Genomic DNA, 17,988 nt, shown 5'->3' on the forward strand with positions numbered 1-17,988 from the left:
GCCGAACCACGCGCGTCACGCGCCCTATCGACCTCGGCGGCCGCCGATGCCTTTATGGCGGCGACACAACGGAAGGGGCGGGAGACGATGGATCTTTCCAGGCGCGCGATCGTGGCGGCGGGCGTCGCCGGCCTCTCAGGGCTGGGCGCGGCGCCCATCGCCTGGGCGGCGGACCAACCGTTCTTCGCCCGCACCGGCCTGCCGATCGGGCTGCAGCTCTACACCCTGGCCGACCAGGCCCAGGCCGATCTGGGGGGCACGCTCAAGGCCGTCGCCGCCATCGGCTTCAAGAGCATCGAGCTGGCCGGCTATGCGGGCCGCACGCCGGCGCAGCTGCGGGCGGCCATGGACGCGGTCGGCCTGTCCACGCCCAGCGCCCACGTCCAGGTCCAGGCCCGGGGCGGCGAATCCAGCCTGGACGGCGACCTGTCGCGTCTGGCCGACGAGGCGCACGTGCTGGGCGTGCGGATGATCGTCATGCCGATCTTCTACACGCCCGAACGCTTCGACCTGAAACCCAAGGCCGGCGAGGCGTTCGGCCAGGTGCTGGGCCGGGTCGGCGGGGCGATGACCGCCGACGACTGGAAGTTCAACGCCGACTTCCTCAACGCCAAGGGCGCGGCGCTGAAGGCCCTGGGCCTGAAGCTGGCCTATCACAACCACAACGCCGAGTTCTCGCCCCTGGCCGCCCAGGCGGGCGGCAAGCCGGGCGCGCGCAACGGCTACGAGATCCTGCTGGCCAACACCGATCCGGCGGCCGTGAGCTTCGAGATGGACGCCGGCTGGGTGGCTGCGGCCGGCCAGGACCCGTTCGCCCTTCTGAAGGCGCATCCGGGCCGGTTCGTGGCCATGCACGTCAAGGACATCAAGGCGTCGACCAAGCCCAACTTCGTCTTCGTCCAGGACCCGACCGAGGTGGGGTCCGGCAAGATCGACTGGCCGCGCCTGCTGCCCGCCGCCCACGCGGCAGGCGTCCGCGACTTCTTCGTCGAGCAGGAGCCGCCCTTCGCCCATTCGCGCCTGGAATCGGTGGGGATCAGCTTCGACTACCTGTCGAAACTGCGCGCCTGACCGAGCGGCCGGGCCTGTCGATGACGATGTCCAGAAACGGGTCGGGGCCCAAACCGCTAGGTTTGGACCCCGATGGTGCCGCCGGGCAGGATTGAACTGCCGACCTCAGCCTTACCAAGGATGCGCTCTACCACTGAGCTACGGCGGCGACGAGGAGGGGGCGTATAGCGAACCAAACGCGGTTGGCAAAGCCAAAATCGTCTTGACCGATCGTCGCAGCGATTTCACCTGTGGACATATGAGCCAGAACCCCAAGCCCAGTAACGAAAAAGCCGAGCGCGAAGCTAGGCTGGCGCAGGCGCTGCGAACCAATCTCCGCCGCAGGAAGGCGGCCCCCGCGGCCGCCGCCAAGCCGGAATCACCCCGTTCGGACGACGAATCCTCTTCGGACTGAGGAGGAAGGTTGAGGAATCCGTGCAGCCCCTTGCGCGGACCCTTGCAACCGGTAGAACCGCCCCTTCACATATGACCGCGCGGCGACACCCCTCCGAAGGCCGCGCGACGAGGGACTTTCATTGGATCGCATCGCCATCACCGGCGGCGCGCAGCTGAACGGGATCATCCCGGTGAGCGGCGCCAAGAACTCGGCCATCAAGCTGATGGCCGCCAGCCTGCTGACCGACCAGCCGCTGCGCCTGACCAACATGCCGCGCCTGGCCGACACCAAGTTCCTGGGCAAGCTGCTGACCCGTCTGGGGACCCACGTCGACGAGCGTGAGGGCCCCGACGGTTCGGAGACGATCCTGCACGCGCCGGAGATCACCAGCGGCTTCGCGCCCTATGACTTGGTCCGCCAGATGCGCGCCTCGTTCAACGTGCTGGGCCCGCTGGTCGCCCGCACCGGCCAGGCCAAGGTCTCGCTGCCGGGCGGCTGCACCATCGGCGCGCGGCCCGTGGACCTGCACCTGCAGGCCCTGGAAGCGCTGGGCGCCAAGATCGACCTGCACGAGGGCTATGTCTACGCCCAGGCCCCGCGCGGCCTGAAGGGCGGCGAGATCGAATTCCCGTTCGTCTCGGTGGGCGCCACCGAGCACGCCATGCTGGCCGCCGTGCTGGCCGACGGCGTCACGCTGATCAAGAACGCCGCCTGCGAGCCCGAGCTGCTGGACCTGCAGATCTGCCTGAACGCCATGGGAGCCAAGGTGGAAGGGGCGGGGACACCGACCATCACCATCACCGGCGTGGCCAAGCTGCACGGCGCCACCCACTCGGTGATCCCCGACCGGATCGAGATGGGCACCTACGCCGTGGCCGCCGCCATGGCCGGCGGCGAGGTCCAGCTGACCCGCTCGCGTCCCGAGCTGATCGACAGCCTGCTGGTCAAGCTGGAGGAGGCCGGCTGCGGCGTCGTCCGCACCGAGGACGGCGTCATCATCCGCCGCAACGGCCAGCGCCTGGACGCCGTCGACGTCGAGACCCAGCCCTATCCGGGCTTCGCCACCGACCTGCAGGCCCAGTTCATGGCCCTGATGACCACGGCCAAGGGCGAGAGCCGGATTCGCGAGACCATCTTCGAGAACCGCTTCATGCACGCCCCCGAGCTGATGCGCCTGGGCGCCGACATCTCGGTGTCCGGCGGCGAGGCCCGCGTGCGCGGCGTCGAGCGGCTGGAAGGCGCCGAGGTCATGGCCACCGACCTTCGCGCGTCAGTCAGCCTGGTGATCGCCGGCCTGGTGGCGCGCGGCGAGACCACGGTCAGCCGCATCTACCACCTGGACCGCGGCTTCGAGCGGCTGGAAGAGAAGCTGGGCGCCTGCGGGGCCCAGGTGCGCCGCATCAAGGGCGAGCCCGAGGACGCCATCGACAATGACTGACGCCCCCGCTCTGAAGCTGCTGGCCCAGGACGCCGACGACCTGGCGGTGATCTCGGCCGCCCTGCAGGACGCGGTGGCCAAGATCGGCGACATCCGCTGGGACGCCTCGGCGCGCACCCTGACCCTGGCCTGCAACCGCTTCCGCTGGGAGAAGGGCGCCAAAAAGGGCGGGGAGCGCATCCGCTCGGCCCTGCAGCTGGGCGACGTCACCGGCGTCCAGGCCCGCAAGCTGCGCCGCGACGCCAAGAACGCGGTGGTCGAGCTCCTGTCTGTGGCCTTCGAGGCCGGCGAGGCGCCGGGCGGCGCGGTGCTGCTGACCTTCGCGGGCGGCGGCGACCTGAAGGTCAGCGTCGACTGCCTGGACGTGATCCTGGCCGATGTCTCGGAGCCGTGGGCCACCTCTCGCAAGCCGGGGCACGCGGAGTAGGGGGAAACCCCTCTTTCTATGAGAGAGGGTGATTTAGGGCCCGGACCCCACGGCGTCGCTCTCCGCCGGCGAGCAGAAGTCTCGATCGACCGGGTTCCCACGCATTTTCGCTGGCCACGACGCGCCAACGCGGCTAACGCCGCGTCATGATCGAACGTCACCCCTCCGGCGGCTACATCCTTGAAGAACTCGCGGTCGGGATGGTCGCCGAAAAGAGCGTCCCCGTCACCGAGGACCGTATCGGCCTGTTCGCCGAAGCGTCGGACGACTTCAACCCCGTGCACATGGACGAGGGCTTCGCGTCCAAGACCGCCTATCGCGGGCGGATCGCCCACGGCCTGCTGTCGGCGTCGTTCGGCTCGGCCGTGGTCGGCACCATCCTGCCGGGCGCCGGCGCGATCTACCTGACCCAGACCCTGGCCTTCCACAAGCCCGTGCGGATCGGCGACGTGGTGACGGCGCGCATCACGGTGTCGGCCATCGACGAGGTCAGCGCCCGGGTCACCCTGCGCTGCGAAGGCCTGGTCGACGGGGAACTGATCATGGACGGCGAGGCCGTCGTGCGCGTGCCGCGCCGGCGCAAGCCGGCCAAGGCCTAGCCGCCTTCACGGAAGGCTGCGGGCGCTCTACGGTCGCCTCCCGAAACCGCGCCGACGGAGCCGAACTTGACCGAAGAGACGCCTTCAAAGCGCCTGCCGATCCGCTGGCTGACCCTGGCCGAGATCGTGGCGGTGGCGGCCTTGGTGATCACCGGCCTCAGCTTCTGGGATTCGCATCGCGAACGGGTCCGTGAGGACCGCGAACGGTCGGCCGCCGCCAGCGAGCGGCAGGCCGAGGCCCGCGCCGCCGCGCTCAAGCAGACCTTCGTGATGACCGGTCAGCGCGAGGACGACGGCGCCAGGGTGCGCCTGACCTCGGTCAACGAGGGCCAGGTCATCCAGACCCAGACCGTCTGGTTCCCCCCCGAACTTCGCTCCGACAGCGTCGAGACCACCGGCAATCCGCGGCTCGAGGCCGCCTGGATCGAGAACGGCCTGCGCAAGCACGCCGGCAAGGCCAGGACCGGCCGCGTGCCGGTAGGCGTGCTGACGGTGTTCATCGAGGACGGCGTCACCAAGACCGACCGCGCCGTCTACCAGCTGGGCTACACCATCCATCCCCGCACCCTGCGGGCCGACAAGGTCGAGCTGGAGGGCCTGTCCCTGGCCCGGCGCGGCGTCTCGGGCGACCTGCAGGCGGCGGCCGGCAGTCTTTGGTCGGCGCGATGAGCGCCCCGGACCCCATCCGGCTGTTCTCTTACGGCACGCTCCAGCTGGAGAGCGTGCAGATGGAGACCTTCGGCCGCCTGCTGGCGGGCGCGGCCGACGCCCTGCCGGGCTACAGCCGCACCATGGTGCGGATCACCGATCCGGCGGTGATCGCCGCCAGTGGCGCGGACCGCCACCCCATCGTCGCAGCCAGCGGCGATCCGGCCGACACGGTCGAGGGCATGGTGTTCGAGATCACCGCGGAGGAGCTGGCCGCCGCCGACACCTACGAGGTTGCGGACTACAGGCGGGTCGAGGCGACCCTGGCCTCGGGGCTGCGCGCCTTCGTCTACATCAAGGCCTGAAGCCGGCCGCAGCGGGCGCCGTCGCGGCAATCGTGGCGCGGTCGCGTTCGCGTGCTTAACTCCCCCGAACGGCGCGAGCGACGACGCCGAGACAGGGAGCCGACCATGGTCATCTTCAGCGTGCTCTATCCCGCCAAGGCCGGCGCGAAGTTCGACGAGGCCTACTACCACGCCACGCACATCCCGCTGGTGAAGGACGCCTTCGGCGACGCGCTCAAGGGCGTGCAGGTGATCAAGGGCCTGTCGGCGCCCGACGGCGGGCCGGCCCCGTTCGTGCTGATCGTCCACCTGACCTTCGACAGCCCCGAGGCCATGGCCGGCGCCCTGGGCGGCGCGCGCGCGGCCGAGGTCATGGGCGACGTGGCCAACTTCACCGACATCGTCCCGGTGGCCCTGGTCGGCGCGCCCGTGTGACGGCGGCGAGGCATCATGGTTAATGCGTGATTAACCATGATGCGGCTTGGTTGCGGCGTGTTTCCACGCCGTCGCGATTCGTGATTTTCGCGGCGGCCAGCGAGGTCCGCCATGGTCAGCAGCGTCACCGGCTACGGGTCGACTTCGTACGCCCTGCTCAACACCGCCACGACGACGTCCACGACGTCGGGCGCGGCGGCTTCGGCCTACGGCCAGTCGGCGGCGGCCGGCTCGACCAGCGCGTCCAGCGTCAACGTCACCCTGTCGGCCGAGGCCCAGGCGGCCCTGGCGGCCCAGACCGACAACCGCACCACCGACGCGGTGGTGGCCGACGCCCGCTCGGCCCTGGACAAGCTGCTGGCCGGGGCCAAGGCGACCAGCGCCCTGAAGGACGGCAAGGCGACGATCGACGTCTCGGGCCTGGACCGCCGCACGCTCTACGCCATCGCCAGCAACCGGGGCGGCAAGTTCTCGATCGAGGAGCAGGTGGTCGCAAGCCTGCAGATGAAGGCCAGCCGCGACACCTCCATGTCGGCCGCGGCTTCGGCCATGCGGGTGACCGGCGACTATGCCGGGCTCTACAAGGCGGCCCTGGCCAATCTCGAGGCCGCCGGGCCCGAGGAGAAGGCGTCGGGCCAATGGGCCAAGGACAAGGCCGCCCTGACCGAGGGCCTCAAGCAGGCCCAGGCCAAGCCCGGCGTCGCCCCCAGCGGCATCGAGGACGACCCGGTCGCGGCCTATCTGAAGGACGTGGGCGGCGTGGTGGCCAGCCCCCGCACGCGCGACATCAACGCCGTGGCCTCCGACGTCCGCACGGTGCTGGACAAACAGTACGCCTCGGCGACCGAGGAGGGGGCGGCCACCTCGCCCGACGAGGGGACCATCGACTTCTCCAAGTTCGACGACCGCTCGCTGGCCGCCGTGGCCCTGAACAAGGGCGGCCAGTTCTCCGAGCACGAGATCGCCCAGGCGACGGCCGAGGTGAAGGCCCGCAACCGCGACAGCGTCTCCAGCGCCTACAAGAGCACCCAGGGCCAGGACAGCTCGGCCTTCGGCAAGAGCCTGCTGACCCAGTACGCGGCCATGAGCGACGAGGAGCGCCAGGCCGCCGGCTGGACCCCGGCCCTCTACGACAAGATGGTCGCGATGCAGAACCTTTCCGACAAGCTGGCCTCGCTGTTCAATCCCGACGGCAGCGTCAACACGGGCGGGACCAGCCTGCTGGACTATCTCTGAACCTTACGCCGGATGGGCGGTTGAGGAGAGGCGGAGCGAGGGTCTAAGACGGTTGGCTGAAGCCTGTCCGTAGTCGGAACCCCCGTCCATGACCCTGAAGACCACCGCCCGCGCCGCCCTGCTGGCGCTCCTGCTGTGCGGAGCCGCCATGCCCGCCCTGGCCCAGAGCAACCCGCCGGTCCCGGCGATCCTGACCACGCCGGAAGCCCACGACATCCACTCCTACGCCCAGCCCCTGGTGGCGCGGGTGACGCACGTGGACCTGGACCTGACCGCCGATTTCGCCGGCCAGAAGATGACCGGCACGGCCGCCCTCGACATCGCCGCCGCGCCGGACGCCAAGGAAGTGGTGCTGGACAGCAAGGGCCTGGTGATCCACGGCGTCACCGACGACAAGGGCGCCGCCCTGCCGTGGATCCTGGGCAAGGCCGATCCGAACCTGGGCGCGCCGCTGACGGTGCAACTGAACGGCGCCCGCCGCATCGTCGTCAGCTATGACAGCGCCCCGGGCGGCGCGGCCCTGCAATGGCTGACCCCGGCCCAGACCGCCGGCAAGAAGAAGCCCTACCTGTTCAGCCAGGGCGAGGCGATCCTCAACCGCACTTGGATCCCCACGCAGGACAGCCCCGGCATCCGCCAGACCTGGACCGCCCGCATCGTCGCGCCCGAGGGCCTGAAGGCGGTGATGAGCGCCGAGATGCTGACCCCGGACGGCGAGCCGGTCGCGGGTGGTCGCGCCTACCGCTTCAAGATGGACAAGCCGGTCGCCTCTTACCTGATCGCCATCGCCATCGGCGACCTGACCTTCACGCCCCTGGGCCAGCGGACCGGCGTCTACACCGAGCCGTCGGTGATGAAGAAGACCGCCTACGAGCTGGTCGACGTCGAGAAGATGGTCGAGGCGGCCGAGAGCCTCTACGGGCCCTATGCCTGGGGCCGGTACGACCTGCTGGTGCTGCCGCCGTCGTTCCCGTTCGGCGGCATGGAGAACCCGCGCCTGACCTTCGCCACGCCGACGATCATCGCCGGCGACCGCTCGCTGGTCAGCCTGGTGGCCCACGAGCTGGCCCACTCGTGGTCGGGCAACCTGGTCAACAACGCCACCTGGTCGGACTTCTGGCTGAACGAGGGCTTCACCGACTATTTCGAAAACCGGATCATGGAGAAGCTGTACGGCAAGGCGCGCGCTGACATGCTGGCCGATCTGGGCTGGAGCGACCTGCAGGACGCCATCAAGGACGCCGGCGGCCTGACCGGCGCCGACACCCGCCTGCATCTGGACCTGACCGGCCGCGACCCCGACGACGGCATGACCGACATCGCCTACCAGAAGGGCGCGACCTTCCTGCGCACCATCGAGAAGGCGGTCGGGCGCGAGCGCTGGGACGCCTATCTGAAGGACTACTTCGCCCGCCACGCCTTCCAGAGCCAGACCACGGCCGGCTTCGTCGCCGACCTGCGGGCCAACCTGATCAAGGGCGATCCCAAGCTGGAAGCCGAGATCGGCATCGACAAGTGGGTCTACGACGTCGGGCTGCCCGCCAACGCGGTGCATATCAAGTCGGCCGCCTTCCCGGCGGTGGACGCCCTGGCCGCCGCCTACGCCAAGGGCGGCCCGGCGCCGCTGGCCAAGTGGAAGGCCTGGAGCACGCCCGAGCGCACGCGCTTCGTGGCCAGCCTGCCGCGCGAACTGTCCAAGGAGCGCCTGGCCGCGCTCGACAAGGCCTTCGGCCTGTCGGCCCAGGGCAACAGCGAGATCCGCTTCGTCTGGCTGGAGCTGGCCGTGGCCAACCGCTACGACCCGGCCGTGCCGTCGCTGGAGGCCTTCCTGACCGACCAGGGCCGCCGCAAGTTCGTGGCCCCGCTGTTCAAGGACCTGATGGCCCAGGGCGATTGGGGCCAGCCGATCGCCAAGCGCCTCTACGCCAAGACCCGGCCGCTCTATCACGCCGTCACCCGGCAGACGGTCGACGGCATCGTGAAGTAGCGACGGGAAGCAGCGACTGGTGAAATAGCCGTTTCTCGGAAAATCGCGCGTTTTCGTCGTTTTCGTCAGTTTTTGGCGACCAAAACGCGCTTTTCGAGTCGATTTTGATCCGAAACCGCGCCGAAAATCGCTCGCGAGGCGAGTTTTCATGTTAACCCTGACTGTACGCCTCCGACAGAGAGGCGGGCCTCGTTAGGGAGAGATCGCCATGGCTGACGCCGTGTTCGCGACCCGTGTGCGTGCGCGTTCCGTGTTCTTCAGAAAATGCGACATCAACAAGCCGGAAGCCGCCGAGCTCCGGCACGCCGGCCCCTGCATCCAGTGGGGGCGGGTCGGCATCGTGGCCATGGTCCTGGTGTTCGGGGCGGGGCTGGCGACCTGGGCCTATGCCGCCATAGGCTAGGCGGGCTTCAAGGCGCGGGCGGGCCGAAACGGTTCCCGCCGGCCTGGCTCGCGCCGGCCAGCAGGAAGATCAGCAGACCCAGCGACGCCAGATAGAGCACGTTGTTGGCGAAGATCAGGCCGAACATCTTCATCGACTCCACCGTCATCTCGCCCGTCAGCGTGCTTTGGAAGAAGCGCGGGAACAGGGTCATGCCGATGGTCAGGAAGACCACGGGCGGCAGGCCCCACCAGCCGCGCCGCCCGCGATCGTGCAGCCGCCGGGTCACCGCCGCGGCCAGCAACGCCACGACCAGGGCGCAACCCGCCTGCATCACCGTGAAGAACGGGGCCATGTCGGGCATGAGCTCGGGGTGGTTCCCGTGGATCTGGACCGAATAGGTGTTGGGTCCCCGGGTGACCGTGGCCTGGTCGGGATGTTCGACGGCGAATTGCTGCATGCGGGCGAACGACTGGCCCATGATCGGCCCCATGGTCGCCGCGGCGCCGACGAACAGCAGGGCCATCACCACGGCGACATAGGGCCAGAACCGCCGCGCCGGATCCCGGCCCGAGAAGCGCAGCAGGCCGGTGAGGCCGTTGCGGACGGAATCGATGAAGTCGTGCATGGCGTCCCCCTTCGCCTCGACGGCGAAGCTTTCGAATAGGGCGATTCAGCCGCCGACGCCCAGGCGCCGACTTTCCCCGTGACGACCGTCGTTCGCTGACCCATGCTCCGTCCACGATGGATCGCGGGGGCGACATGGATCAGACAGCCGGCAACACCCTCTGGAACCCGGACCTGGCGCCGACCACGGCCGCCCAGCGCACCTGGAAGGCGCGGCACTATGCGGCCCTGTGGCTGGGCATGGTCATCGCCGTGCCGGCCTACATGCTGGCCGCGGGCCTGATCGAGCAGGGGATGTCGGCCGCCCAGGCGGTGTGGGCCGTGCTGCTGGGCAACCTGATCGTGCTGGTCCCCATGCTGCTGATCGGCCATGCGGGCGCCAAGTGGGGCGTGCCCTACGCGGTGCTGGCCCGGGCCTCGTTCGGCTGGCGCGGCGCGCGGGCCCCGGCCCTGGCCCGGGCCATCGTCGCCTGCGGCTGGTACGGCATCCAGACCTGGATCGGCGGCGGGGCGCTGCTGACCCTGCTGGGCGTGATGGTCGGCAAGAGCCTGGTGGGGCCGATGGTCCCGGGCCTGGGCATCGGCGTGGGCCAGCTGTTGTCGTTCGCCGCCTTCTGGGCGATCCAGCTGCTGTTCGTCACCAAGGGCCTGGAGACGGTGCGCAAGCTCGAGACCTGGACCGCGCCGGTCAAGCTGCTGGTCTGCGGCCTGCTGGTCTGGTGGGCGCTGAGCAAGGCCGGCGGCATCGGCCCGATCCTGCACGAGCCCAGCGCCTATGACGCCGGCGGAGCCAAGGCCGGCCGGTTCTGGAAGGATTTCGGCCCGGCCGTCACCGCCATGACCGGCTACTGGGCGACCCTGGCCCTGAACATCCCCGACTTCACCCGCTTCGCCCGCAGCCAGCGCGACCAGGTCGTGGGCCAGGCGGTGGGCCTGCCGGGGCCGATGGCCCTGCTGGCGACGATGAGCGTCATCGTCACCTCGGCCACGGTGCTGATCTACGGCAAGCCGGTCTGGGACCCGGTGGCCCTGTCGGGGAACATCGGCGGCATCGCCGTGCTGGTGGGCCTGCTGATCATCAGCCTCGACACCGTCTCGTGCAACATCGCCGCCAACCTGGTGGGCCCGGCCTACGACTTCTCGGCCCTGTGGCCCAAGCGGATCAGCTACCGCACCGGCGGCTGGATCACCGCCGGCATCGGCGTGCTGATCATGCCGTGGAAGCTGCTGGAGAGCACCCAGGGCTACATCTTCGTCTGGCTGACCGGCTACGGCGCCCTGCTGGGGCCGGTGGCCGGGATCCTGATCGCCGACTACTGGCTGCTGCGCCGCGCGCGGCTGGACGTCGAGGCGCTGTACGACCGCGCCGGGCGCTACACCTATTTCAAGGGCTGGAACCTGGCGGCCGTCGGCGCTTTCGTCATCGGGGTGGCGCCCAACCTGCCGGGCTTCCTGAAGGCGGCGGGCCTGCCGGCGGCGGCGGCGATCGGTGCGCCGTGGACCGGGCTCTACGACTACGCCTGGTTCGTCGGCGCAGCGCTCGCGGCGGCGGTCTATGTGGCGGCCATGCGGCTCGGCGACGGGGCGCGGGCTTCGGCGGTGGAGTGAAGGCGCGATGAGCGGACTGACGATCTGGACCTTGGACTGGGTCCCCGAAGGGCCGCGCGGCTTCGTGCGCGATCTGCGGCTGCGATGGGCGTGCGAGGAGGCCGGTCTCGACTACGCCGTCCGCACGATCCCCTTCGACGATCGCGCGACCAACCATCTCGACCGCCAGCCGTTCGGCCAGGTTCCATACCTGGACGACGGGGCGGTGAAGATCTTCGAAAGCGGCGCGGGGCTGCTGCACCTGGCCCGCAAGAGCGACAGGCTGATGCCGTCCGATCCGGTCGGCGCGGCCGAAACGCTGGAATGGACCATCGCCGCGCTGAACTCGATCGAGATGGTCAGCGTGCCGTGGTGGTTCCTGGGGATCAGCGGCGACAAGGACAACAAGCTGACCGGATGGCTGGACCAGCGCCTCGACCACCTCGAGCGGATCTTCGGCGAACGCGAGTGGCTGGCGGCCGACCGCTTCACCGTCGCCGACCTGCTGATGGCGGACGTGCTGCGGGTTTCGGACGTCCGCGCCTTCGGCGACCGCCCCGCGACCGAGGCCTATGTGGCCCGCGTGACGGATCGCCCCGCCTTCCGGAAGGCCCGGGCGGACCAGATCGCGCTGTTCGAGGCGGCCGACGCGAAGCGCTGACGGGGACATGCCCTTGGGCGTGTCCCCAGATTTCGCACGGAGCCAGGCGGTCGGGGACACGCCGCGAGGGCATGTCCCCGGCGGAGGTTCGAGCGGCTCAGGCCTTTCTCCATTTTGGAACCGTCATCCTGGGACTTGTTCCGAGGACCCCTCTGTCGGCGGGTTTGTCGGTTGGGGGAGGCCGCGAGCTCGCCGCGCCACGGATCACCCTTCTTCTCGGCTGAAGCAGGGGTCCTCGGAACAAGTCCGAGGATGACGGACGGTGGGGGGAGCGAGGGCATGTCCCCGCGCGGGGATGCAGCCGCGTCTATCCCCGTAAGCGGCGGGACAAATCCCAATCTTTCCAACGCCCTGAAGAAAAAGCGTCGTCACCGACGCGCCAGTAGTCAAACCTCCCGCACAATAAGCCCGTCACCATCACGGGGAGGGCTCTTGGTACCGGCCCAAGCAGGCGATGGGGATGGAACCGAGCGGGGCCGCTTGCCTTGGCTGGGGGGAGGTCTTGGGCGGCGGGGCTCAGAAGGTCCCAAGGCGTAAGACGAACCTCGGCGAAGACCGGCGGGTCGACGGGGCCGGGAAGTTCAAACCGGCCCGTTCCAGGATCAGTCGGAGTCGCCGACGGCCCCTTCCGGGCGACCTGATCCTGCCCGCCCGAGGGGGAACGTCGATCGGGATGAAACAGGCCCTCAGTCGCCGTCCCTTGAGAAGAACGGTTCCGCGGAGCGGTCGAGCCAAGCCGAAACGCAAACACAACCTCACGGTCTCCGGGCGAAGCCCGGTCCGCTCCGCGCCTCCCCACCAGCTCACGGCCAAATTGGCGTGGGATCACACCCCCTTGCCCCCACCTGACCGCTTCGCGGTCTGTCCGCCCCCGTAGGGGGCGGAGCCTTCGCACCGCCGCTCTTCCCCCTCCGGGGGAAGACGACCGCGAAGCGGTCCGTAGGGGGCAAGCGGTCGCCGCACTGTCACTCTTCTCTTGCACCCCACACAAAAAACCGCATCTAGGCCCCATGCGCCGCTTCAATTCCGCCGACCCCTCTTTCCCCGCCGCCTTCAAGGCGTTCCTCGACGAGCGCCGGGGCGCGCCCGAGAACGTCGACGCGGCCGCGCGCAACGTGCTGGAGGCCGTGCAGGCCGAGGGGCTGAAGGCCGTGCTCAGCTTCACCAGCCGCTTCGACGGCGTGGAGCTGACCGAGGACACGATCCGCGTCACCGCCGACGAGATCGAGGCCGGCGCCGCCGAGTGCTCGCAGGAGGTCCGTGACGCGATCGCCTTCGCCGCGGCCCGCATCCGCGCCTTCCACGCCCGCCAGAAGCCGCAGGACCAGGCTTGGACCGACGAGGCCGGCGTGCAGCTGGGCTGGCGCTGGACGCCGCTGGAGGCCGTGGGCGTCTACGTGCCCGGCGGTCGCGCGGCCTATCCCTCGACCGTGCTGATGAACGCCGTGCCCGCCCAGGTGGCCGGCGTCGACCGCATCGCCATGGTCACCCCGCCCGGCAAGCTGCAGCCCGCCGTGCTGGCGGCCGCCAAGGAAGCGGGCGTCACCGAGATCTGGCGCGTGGGCGGGGCCCAGGCCGTGGCCGCCCTGGCCTTCGGCGCCGGCCCGATCCAGCCGGTCGACAAGATCGTCGGCCCCGGCAACGCCTATGTCACCGCCGCCAAGCGCCGGCTCTACGGCGTGGTCGGCATCGACGCCCTGGCCGGTCCGTCCGAGATCGTGGTGGTGGCCGACGCCAAGAACGATCCCGACTGGATCGCCGTCGACCTGCTGAGCCAGGCCGAGCACGACCCGGCCGCCCAGTCGATCCTGATCACCGACGACGAGGCCTTCGCCCAGGCGGTGTCCGACGCCGTCGACGCGCGCCTGAAGACCCTGGCCACCGGCGTCGACGCCGCCGCCTCGTGGCGCGACCACGGCGCGATCATCCTGGCGCCGCTGGACGACAGCCCGCGCCTGGTGGACCTGCTGGCCCCCGAGCACGTCGAGTTCGCCATCGACGAGCCCGAGCGCCTGGCCGACCGCGTGCGCCACGCCGGGGCGATCTTCCTGGGCCGCCTGACGCCGGAAGCCATCGGCGACTACGTGGCCGGCTCGAACCACGTGCTGCCCACCAGCCGCGCGGCGCGCTTCCAGTCGGGCCTGTCGATCTACGACTTCCTCAAGCGCACCTCGATCGTGAAGTGCGACGCGGCCTCGTTCGCGATCCTGGGCCCGCACACCGTGGCCCTGGCGCAGGCCGAGGGCTTGCCGGCCCACGCCCTGTCGGCGGCGGTCCGGTTGCCAACCAAGCCGTAAGGGGCAAGTCTGCCGACGATGTCCGACGCCAAGGCCAGCCAGTTCCTGAAGTCCATCCTCATCGACGAGGACAGCCTGGCCGCCGCCTCGCGCGACCAGGAGCAGGAACGGCAGGTTGCGATCTTCGACCTGCTGGACGGCAACTATTTCGAGCCGGCCGAGGCGGCGGGCGGGCCGTACGACCTGAAGCTGTCGCTGGTCGAGAACCGCCTGGCCTTCGACATCGCCGGCCCCGGATACGAGCGCCGGCACCTGCTGTCCCTGTCGCCCTTCCGGGGGGTGATCAAGGACTACTTCATGATCTGCGACAGCTATTACGCGGCGATCCGCAACTCGTCGCCGCAGCAGATCGAGGCCTTGGACATGGGCCGGCGCGGCCTGCACAACGAGGGCTCGACCCTGCTGCGCGAGCGGCTGGAGGGCAAGGTCAAGACCGACCTCGACACCGCCCGCCGGCTGTTCACCCTGATCTGCGCGCTGCACTGGCGGGGTTAGGGACCGTGCCGTCGGACCTCCCGGGCGCCGTCCTCTTCGCCTGCAACTACAACCGCGTGCGCTCGCCGATGGCCGAGGCGCTGTTCAAGCACTTCTACGGCACGCGGGCGTTCGTCGATTCGTGCGGGCTGAAGCCCGATCCCGACGAGGACGGCGTCGATCCGTTCGTGGCCGTGGTCATGGACGAGATGGGCCTGGACGTCACCGGCCACCGGCCCAAGAGCTTCGCCCAGCTGGAGGACGACAGCTTCGATGTCGTCATCTCCCTGACGCCCGAGGCCCAGCACCGGGCCGTCGAGCTGGCCCGCGACCGGGCCACCGACATCGAATACTGGCCGACCCACGACCCCACCCTTGCGGACGGCTCGCGCGACGCCATGTTGGCGGCCTACCGCGAGGTGCGTGACGCTCTGGCCACGGCGATACGACAACGTTTCGGCGCGCCATCGACGTTTGGGGGGTGAATGCGTTATACACCCCGCCTCGCAGCCGCGTGACGCCTCCCGACTCAATCGTCGCGGGGGCTTTACCGGCATGGCGTAACCCGTTTTGAGAGGCCTGATGGCTAAGGAAGAACTGCTCGAGTTTCCCGGTACGGTCAGCGAACTGCTGCCCAACGCGACCTTCCGCGTGAAGCTGGAGAACGATCACGAGATCATCGCCCACACCGCCGGCAAGATGCGCAAGAACCGCATCCGCGTGCTGGCCGGCGACAAGGTGCTCGTGGAAATGACGCCCTACGACCTGACCAAGGGCCGCATCACCTACCGCTTCAAGTAGGGCTGGCGAATGGTCGTCCAGCGGACGCCGCTGGTCCTGGCCAGCGCGAGCCCCCGGCGCCTGGACCTGCTGGCGCAGGTCGGCGTCGCCCCGGATCGGGTCGATCCCGCCGACATCGATGAAACGCCGCTGCGGGACGAGACCCCGCGGCGTCACGCCCTGCGTCTGGCCGTGGAGAAGGCGAGGGCGGTCGCGCCCCGCTCGCCCGGGGCCATCGTCCTGGCCGCCGACACCGTCGTGGCCGTGGGGCGCCGCATCCTGCCCAAGGCCGAGACCGAAGAGCAGGCGGCCTGGTGCCTCAAGCTGCTCTCCGGCCGCAACCACAAGGTCCTGACCGGCGTGGCCGCCATCGCCCCCGACGGCCGCGAGGCCTCGCGGCTGGTCGAGACCCGCGTGCAGTTCAAGCATCTCTCCGACCAGGAGCGGGCCGACTACCTGGCCGGCGGCGAATGGAGCGGCAAGGCGGGCGGCTACGGCGTGCAGGGCGTGGCGGGGGGCTTCATCGTCGACCTGCACGGCTCCTACACCTCGGTCGTCGGTCTGCCGCTCTACGAGACCCTCAATCTCCTGACCGGTCTGGGCTACCGCAAATGAGCGAACGCCGGGCCTACCTCTACAAGGGAATCGGCGAGACGGTCGGGGTCGTCACCCTGGACGGCCGTCCCGAGCGCCTGGTCGCCCAATGGGACGGCGACGACCTGCTGGACGCCGAGGGCGTGCGGGGCGTGGCCCGGGTCAAGAAGATCGAACGCGCCTTCAACTCCGCCTTCGTCGCCCTGCCGGGCGGGGCCGACCTGCTGCTCAACCTCAAGCCCGACATGCCCAAGCTGGTCGAAGGCCAGGTGGTCGAGATCGAGGTCCGCAGCCCGTCGCGCCGCGACAAGTCGGGCGTGGCCCGCTACGTCGGCCCGGCCGAGGGCGAGCCGCGCGTGCTGGCCCACGCGCCGACCATCGACGAGCTGCTGCGCCTCTGGGTGAAGTCGGGCTCCCCGACCCAGGGCCTGGCCGCCTTGGAGGCCGTCGAGGCCGCCGAGGCCGAGGCCCTGGCCACCGTCTTCGCCCTGCCGGGCGGCGGCGACGTCAGCATCGAGGCGACGCGCGCCCTGGTGGCCGTCGACGTCGATCTCGGCGCCCGCGAGGGCGATTCCAAGAAGGCGGCCCGCGCCGCCAACATGGCCGCCTTCACGACGGCCGCCCGCATCCTGCGCCTGAAGGGGTTGGCCGGCCTCGTGGTCTTCGACCTGGTCGGCCGCGGCCACGACGGCCCGGCCCTGACCACGGCCGCCCGCAACGCCTTCGCCGTCGACAATCCCGGCGTCGGGATCGGGGCGATCAGCAAGTTCGGGGCGCTGGAGATGATCGTGCCGCGCCGGACCAAGCCGATTCTCGACCGGCTGCTGGACGAGACGAGCGCCCTCACGGCCCGCGCTGGGGCCCTGCGCCTGGTCCGGGCCTTCGAGCGCGAGGGCAGGGCGGATCCGGGCGGCAGGCTGGCCGGACGCTGCAGCGCCGCCGTCGCCGAGGCCTTCGCGGCCCTCGACGCCGCCCTGGCCGACAGGATCGGCCGCCGCTTCACCGTGGCCGTCGTCGCCGACTGGCCCAACGATCGTCTGGAGGTCGCGTCCTCATGAGCGCCTGCCCCATCTGCAAGAAGCCGACGGAACCGGCCTTCAAGCCGTTCTGCTCCAAGCGCTGCGCCGACATCGACCTGAACCGCTGGCTGTCGGACCGGTACGTGGTGCCCGGCGCCGACGAGGACGAGGAAAACCCGCCGTCCACAGACTTCGGTCGGGAATAGTTCGAGATCGTTTCAAGAGGGGCTGGACTTCGTTTTTAGCCTCCCCTATAGACGCGGCTCCCCGCCGTCGGGCGGGCGCCGAAGCGGTTTCGACCGCTTCTCCGGCCCAGGGCCTGGGTAGCTCAGTTGGTAGAGCAGCGGATTGAAAATCCGCGTGTCGGTGGTTCGAATCCGCCCCCAGGCACCACTCCTTTCACACCCGGCTCAGTTTCGATCGCTTCACGGTTTGGCCGTGTCGTCGGGCGATCTCGCCGTGGCGCCGCGAACTTGGTCACTCGCGTCCGCCTCAGGGCAGACGTGAAATTTTAGCGGTGGCCTGACCAACCGAAGGCGAGCCCGGAGCGGGAAGGCGGATTTCCGGAGCCGCGCCGATTCCCGGAGGCGCTCCCGCCCTCTCAGGGGCCGGTTGGGCGGGGTTCGGCGAGGTCGGAGCGATCCGGCCGCGCTTCCCGGTGGGAACAAGGTCGAGGCCCGGGCCGGGAGGTGGAGGGCCCGCTTTGAAGGGCGAAAACGCCGCCCGGAGGCGAAAATCCTCGTCTATCGGCCAAGACGGTCGGCGAGGGAGGTCAGATGTCCGACGGACGTCTTTCCCGGCTAGATTGAACTGGGCGACGATGCGCGCTCAGATCAGGTCTGCGAGACCGATGTTTTGTAAGCATGTTGCAGTGCAACATCGTTATTCCCTTTGGTAGGGAAAAACCGCCCTCAAATCCTGATTTCCCATTTGTGCGATGCGGCAAAGCCCCCGGACCGGTCGAATGGTCGGTAAATTTATGCGACCTCGCACCCCTTGACGGTAC

General features: G+C 69.7%; 20 protein-coding genes and 2 tRNA genes. 20 read left to right on the forward strand and 2 right to left on the reverse strand.

Translation table 11 applies throughout. From position 1 onward, the window contains the following. Positions 1-87 precede the first annotated feature (87 nt). Positions 88-1,071: a sugar phosphate isomerase/epimerase gene (locus WAE60_RS06070; RefSeq protein WP_337685420.1), complete on the forward strand. Its 984-nt coding sequence runs from the start codon at positions 88-90 to the stop codon at positions 1,069-1,071. A 73-nt stretch (positions 1,072-1,144) separates the two neighbouring features. Here WAE60_RS06070 and WAE60_RS06075 read toward each other — a convergent pair. After that, positions 1,145-1,219, reverse strand: a tRNA-Thr gene (locus WAE60_RS06075). Positions 1,220-1,586: 367 nt separating this feature from the next. Between WAE60_RS06075 and murA the strand changes: the two genes are divergently transcribed. The 9 genes from murA (at position 1,587) to WAE60_RS06120 (ending at position 8,964) form a co-directional block, all read left to right on the forward strand. Further along, on the forward strand, positions 1,587-2,885 hold the full coding sequence (gene murA / locus WAE60_RS06080) for a UDP-N-acetylglucosamine 1-carboxyvinyltransferase (protein ID WP_029907068.1): 1,299 nt from the start codon (positions 1,587-1,589) through the stop codon (positions 2,883-2,885). After that, positions 2,878-3,312, forward strand: a complete 435-nt coding sequence (locus tag WAE60_RS06085; protein WP_029907069.1) for a DUF2948 family protein — start codon at positions 2,878-2,880, stop codon at positions 3,310-3,312. Before murA ends, WAE60_RS06085 begins: the two co-directional genes overlap by 8 nt. A gap of 146 nt (positions 3,313-3,458) precedes the next feature. Continuing rightward, entirely contained in the window at positions 3,459-3,911 is a 453-nt protein-coding gene (locus tag WAE60_RS06090; RefSeq protein ID WP_029907070.1) for a MaoC family dehydratase, read from the forward strand. A 66-nt stretch (positions 3,912-3,977) separates the two neighbouring features. Then, entirely contained in the window at positions 3,978-4,580 is a 603-nt protein-coding gene (locus tag WAE60_RS06095; RefSeq protein ID WP_337685421.1) for a hypothetical protein, read from the forward strand. Further along, on the forward strand, positions 4,577-4,924 hold the full coding sequence (locus tag WAE60_RS06100; protein WP_337685422.1) for a gamma-glutamylcyclotransferase family protein: 348 nt from the start codon (positions 4,577-4,579) through the stop codon (positions 4,922-4,924). The genes WAE60_RS06095 and WAE60_RS06100 overlap by 4 nt, the downstream gene beginning before the upstream one ends. A 105-nt stretch (positions 4,925-5,029) precedes the next feature. After that, on the forward strand, positions 5,030-5,338 hold the full coding sequence (locus WAE60_RS06105) for an EthD family reductase (protein ID WP_029907073.1): 309 nt from the start codon (positions 5,030-5,032) through the stop codon (positions 5,336-5,338). Between the two features lie 111 nt (positions 5,339-5,449). After that, on the forward strand, positions 5,450-6,574 hold the full coding sequence (locus WAE60_RS06110; protein ID WP_337685424.1) for a hypothetical protein: 1,125 nt from the start codon (positions 5,450-5,452) through the stop codon (positions 6,572-6,574). Between the two features lie 88 nt (positions 6,575-6,662). Next, a complete protein-coding gene (locus tag WAE60_RS06115) occupies positions 6,663-8,561 on the forward strand; it encodes a M1 family metallopeptidase (RefSeq protein WP_337685425.1) in 1,899 nt (632 codons plus the stop codon). Positions 8,562-8,811: 250 nt separating this feature from the next. After that, complete coding sequence (locus WAE60_RS06120) at positions 8,812-8,964, forward strand: hypothetical protein (protein ID WP_337685426.1); 153 nt, start codon at positions 8,812-8,814, stop codon at positions 8,962-8,964. A gap of 7 nt (positions 8,965-8,971) precedes the next feature. Here the strand turns inward: WAE60_RS06120 and WAE60_RS06125 are convergent, their stop codons facing one another. Then, positions 8,972-9,571: a DUF805 domain-containing protein gene (locus WAE60_RS06125; protein ID WP_337685427.1), complete on the reverse strand. Its 600-nt coding sequence runs from the start codon at positions 9,569-9,571 to the stop codon at positions 8,972-8,974. 134 nt (positions 9,572-9,705) lie between these two features. Here WAE60_RS06125 and WAE60_RS06130 point away from each other — a divergent pair, with 134 nt between their 5' ends. The 10 genes from WAE60_RS06130 (at position 9,706) to WAE60_RS06175 (ending at position 17,375) form a co-directional block, all read left to right on the forward strand. Next, complete coding sequence (locus tag WAE60_RS06130; protein ID WP_337685428.1) at positions 9,706-11,178, forward strand: NCS1 family nucleobase:cation symporter-1; 1,473 nt, start codon at positions 9,706-9,708, stop codon at positions 11,176-11,178. A gap of 7 nt (positions 11,179-11,185) precedes the next feature. Next, positions 11,186-11,818 (forward strand): glutathione S-transferase family protein, encoded by a 633-nt coding sequence (locus WAE60_RS06135; protein ID WP_029907079.1) that lies wholly within the window; start codon positions 11,186-11,188, stop codon positions 11,816-11,818. 1,010 nt (positions 11,819-12,828) lie between these two features. Continuing rightward, complete coding sequence (gene hisD / locus WAE60_RS06140; protein ID WP_337685429.1) at positions 12,829-14,115, forward strand: histidinol dehydrogenase; 1,287 nt, start codon at positions 12,829-12,831, stop codon at positions 14,113-14,115. 18 nt (positions 14,116-14,133) lie between these two features. Then, positions 14,134-14,610, forward strand: a complete 477-nt coding sequence (locus tag WAE60_RS06145; protein WP_337685430.1) for a UPF0262 family protein — start codon at positions 14,134-14,136, stop codon at positions 14,608-14,610. Between the two features lie 5 nt (positions 14,611-14,615). After that, on the forward strand, positions 14,616-15,074 hold the full coding sequence (locus tag WAE60_RS06150) for a low molecular weight phosphatase family protein (protein WP_029907082.1): 459 nt from the start codon (positions 14,616-14,618) through the stop codon (positions 15,072-15,074). Positions 15,075-15,171: 97 nt separating this feature from the next. Then, positions 15,172-15,390, forward strand: coding sequence for a translation initiation factor IF-1 (gene infA / locus WAE60_RS06155; RefSeq protein ID WP_004617696.1), 219 nt, complete (start codon positions 15,172-15,174; stop codon positions 15,388-15,390). Between the two features lie 9 nt (positions 15,391-15,399). Beyond that, positions 15,400-15,984 (forward strand): Maf family nucleotide pyrophosphatase, encoded by a 585-nt coding sequence (locus WAE60_RS06160; RefSeq protein WP_029907083.1) that lies wholly within the window; start codon positions 15,400-15,402, stop codon positions 15,982-15,984. Continuing rightward, the gene (locus WAE60_RS06165; protein ID WP_337685432.1) at positions 15,981-17,021 is read left to right on the forward strand and encodes a ribonuclease E/G; all 1,041 of its coding nucleotides are present in this window, start codon (positions 15,981-15,983) and stop codon (positions 17,019-17,021) included. The genes WAE60_RS06160 and WAE60_RS06165 overlap by 4 nt, the downstream gene beginning before the upstream one ends. Beyond that, entirely contained in the window at positions 17,018-17,188 is a 171-nt protein-coding gene (gene yacG / locus WAE60_RS06170; RefSeq protein WP_029907085.1) for a DNA gyrase inhibitor YacG, read from the forward strand. Before WAE60_RS06165 ends, yacG begins: the two co-directional genes overlap by 4 nt. Positions 17,189-17,299: 111 nt before the next feature. Beyond that, a tRNA-Phe gene (locus tag WAE60_RS06175) sits at positions 17,300-17,375 on the forward strand. The last annotated feature ends 613 nt before the right edge of the window (positions 17,376-17,988 follow it).

The sequence above is a fragment of the Caulobacter sp. CCG-8 genome, from assembly GCF_037402475.1.
Taxonomy (GTDB): Bacteria; Pseudomonadota; Alphaproteobacteria; order Caulobacterales; family Caulobacteraceae; genus Caulobacter.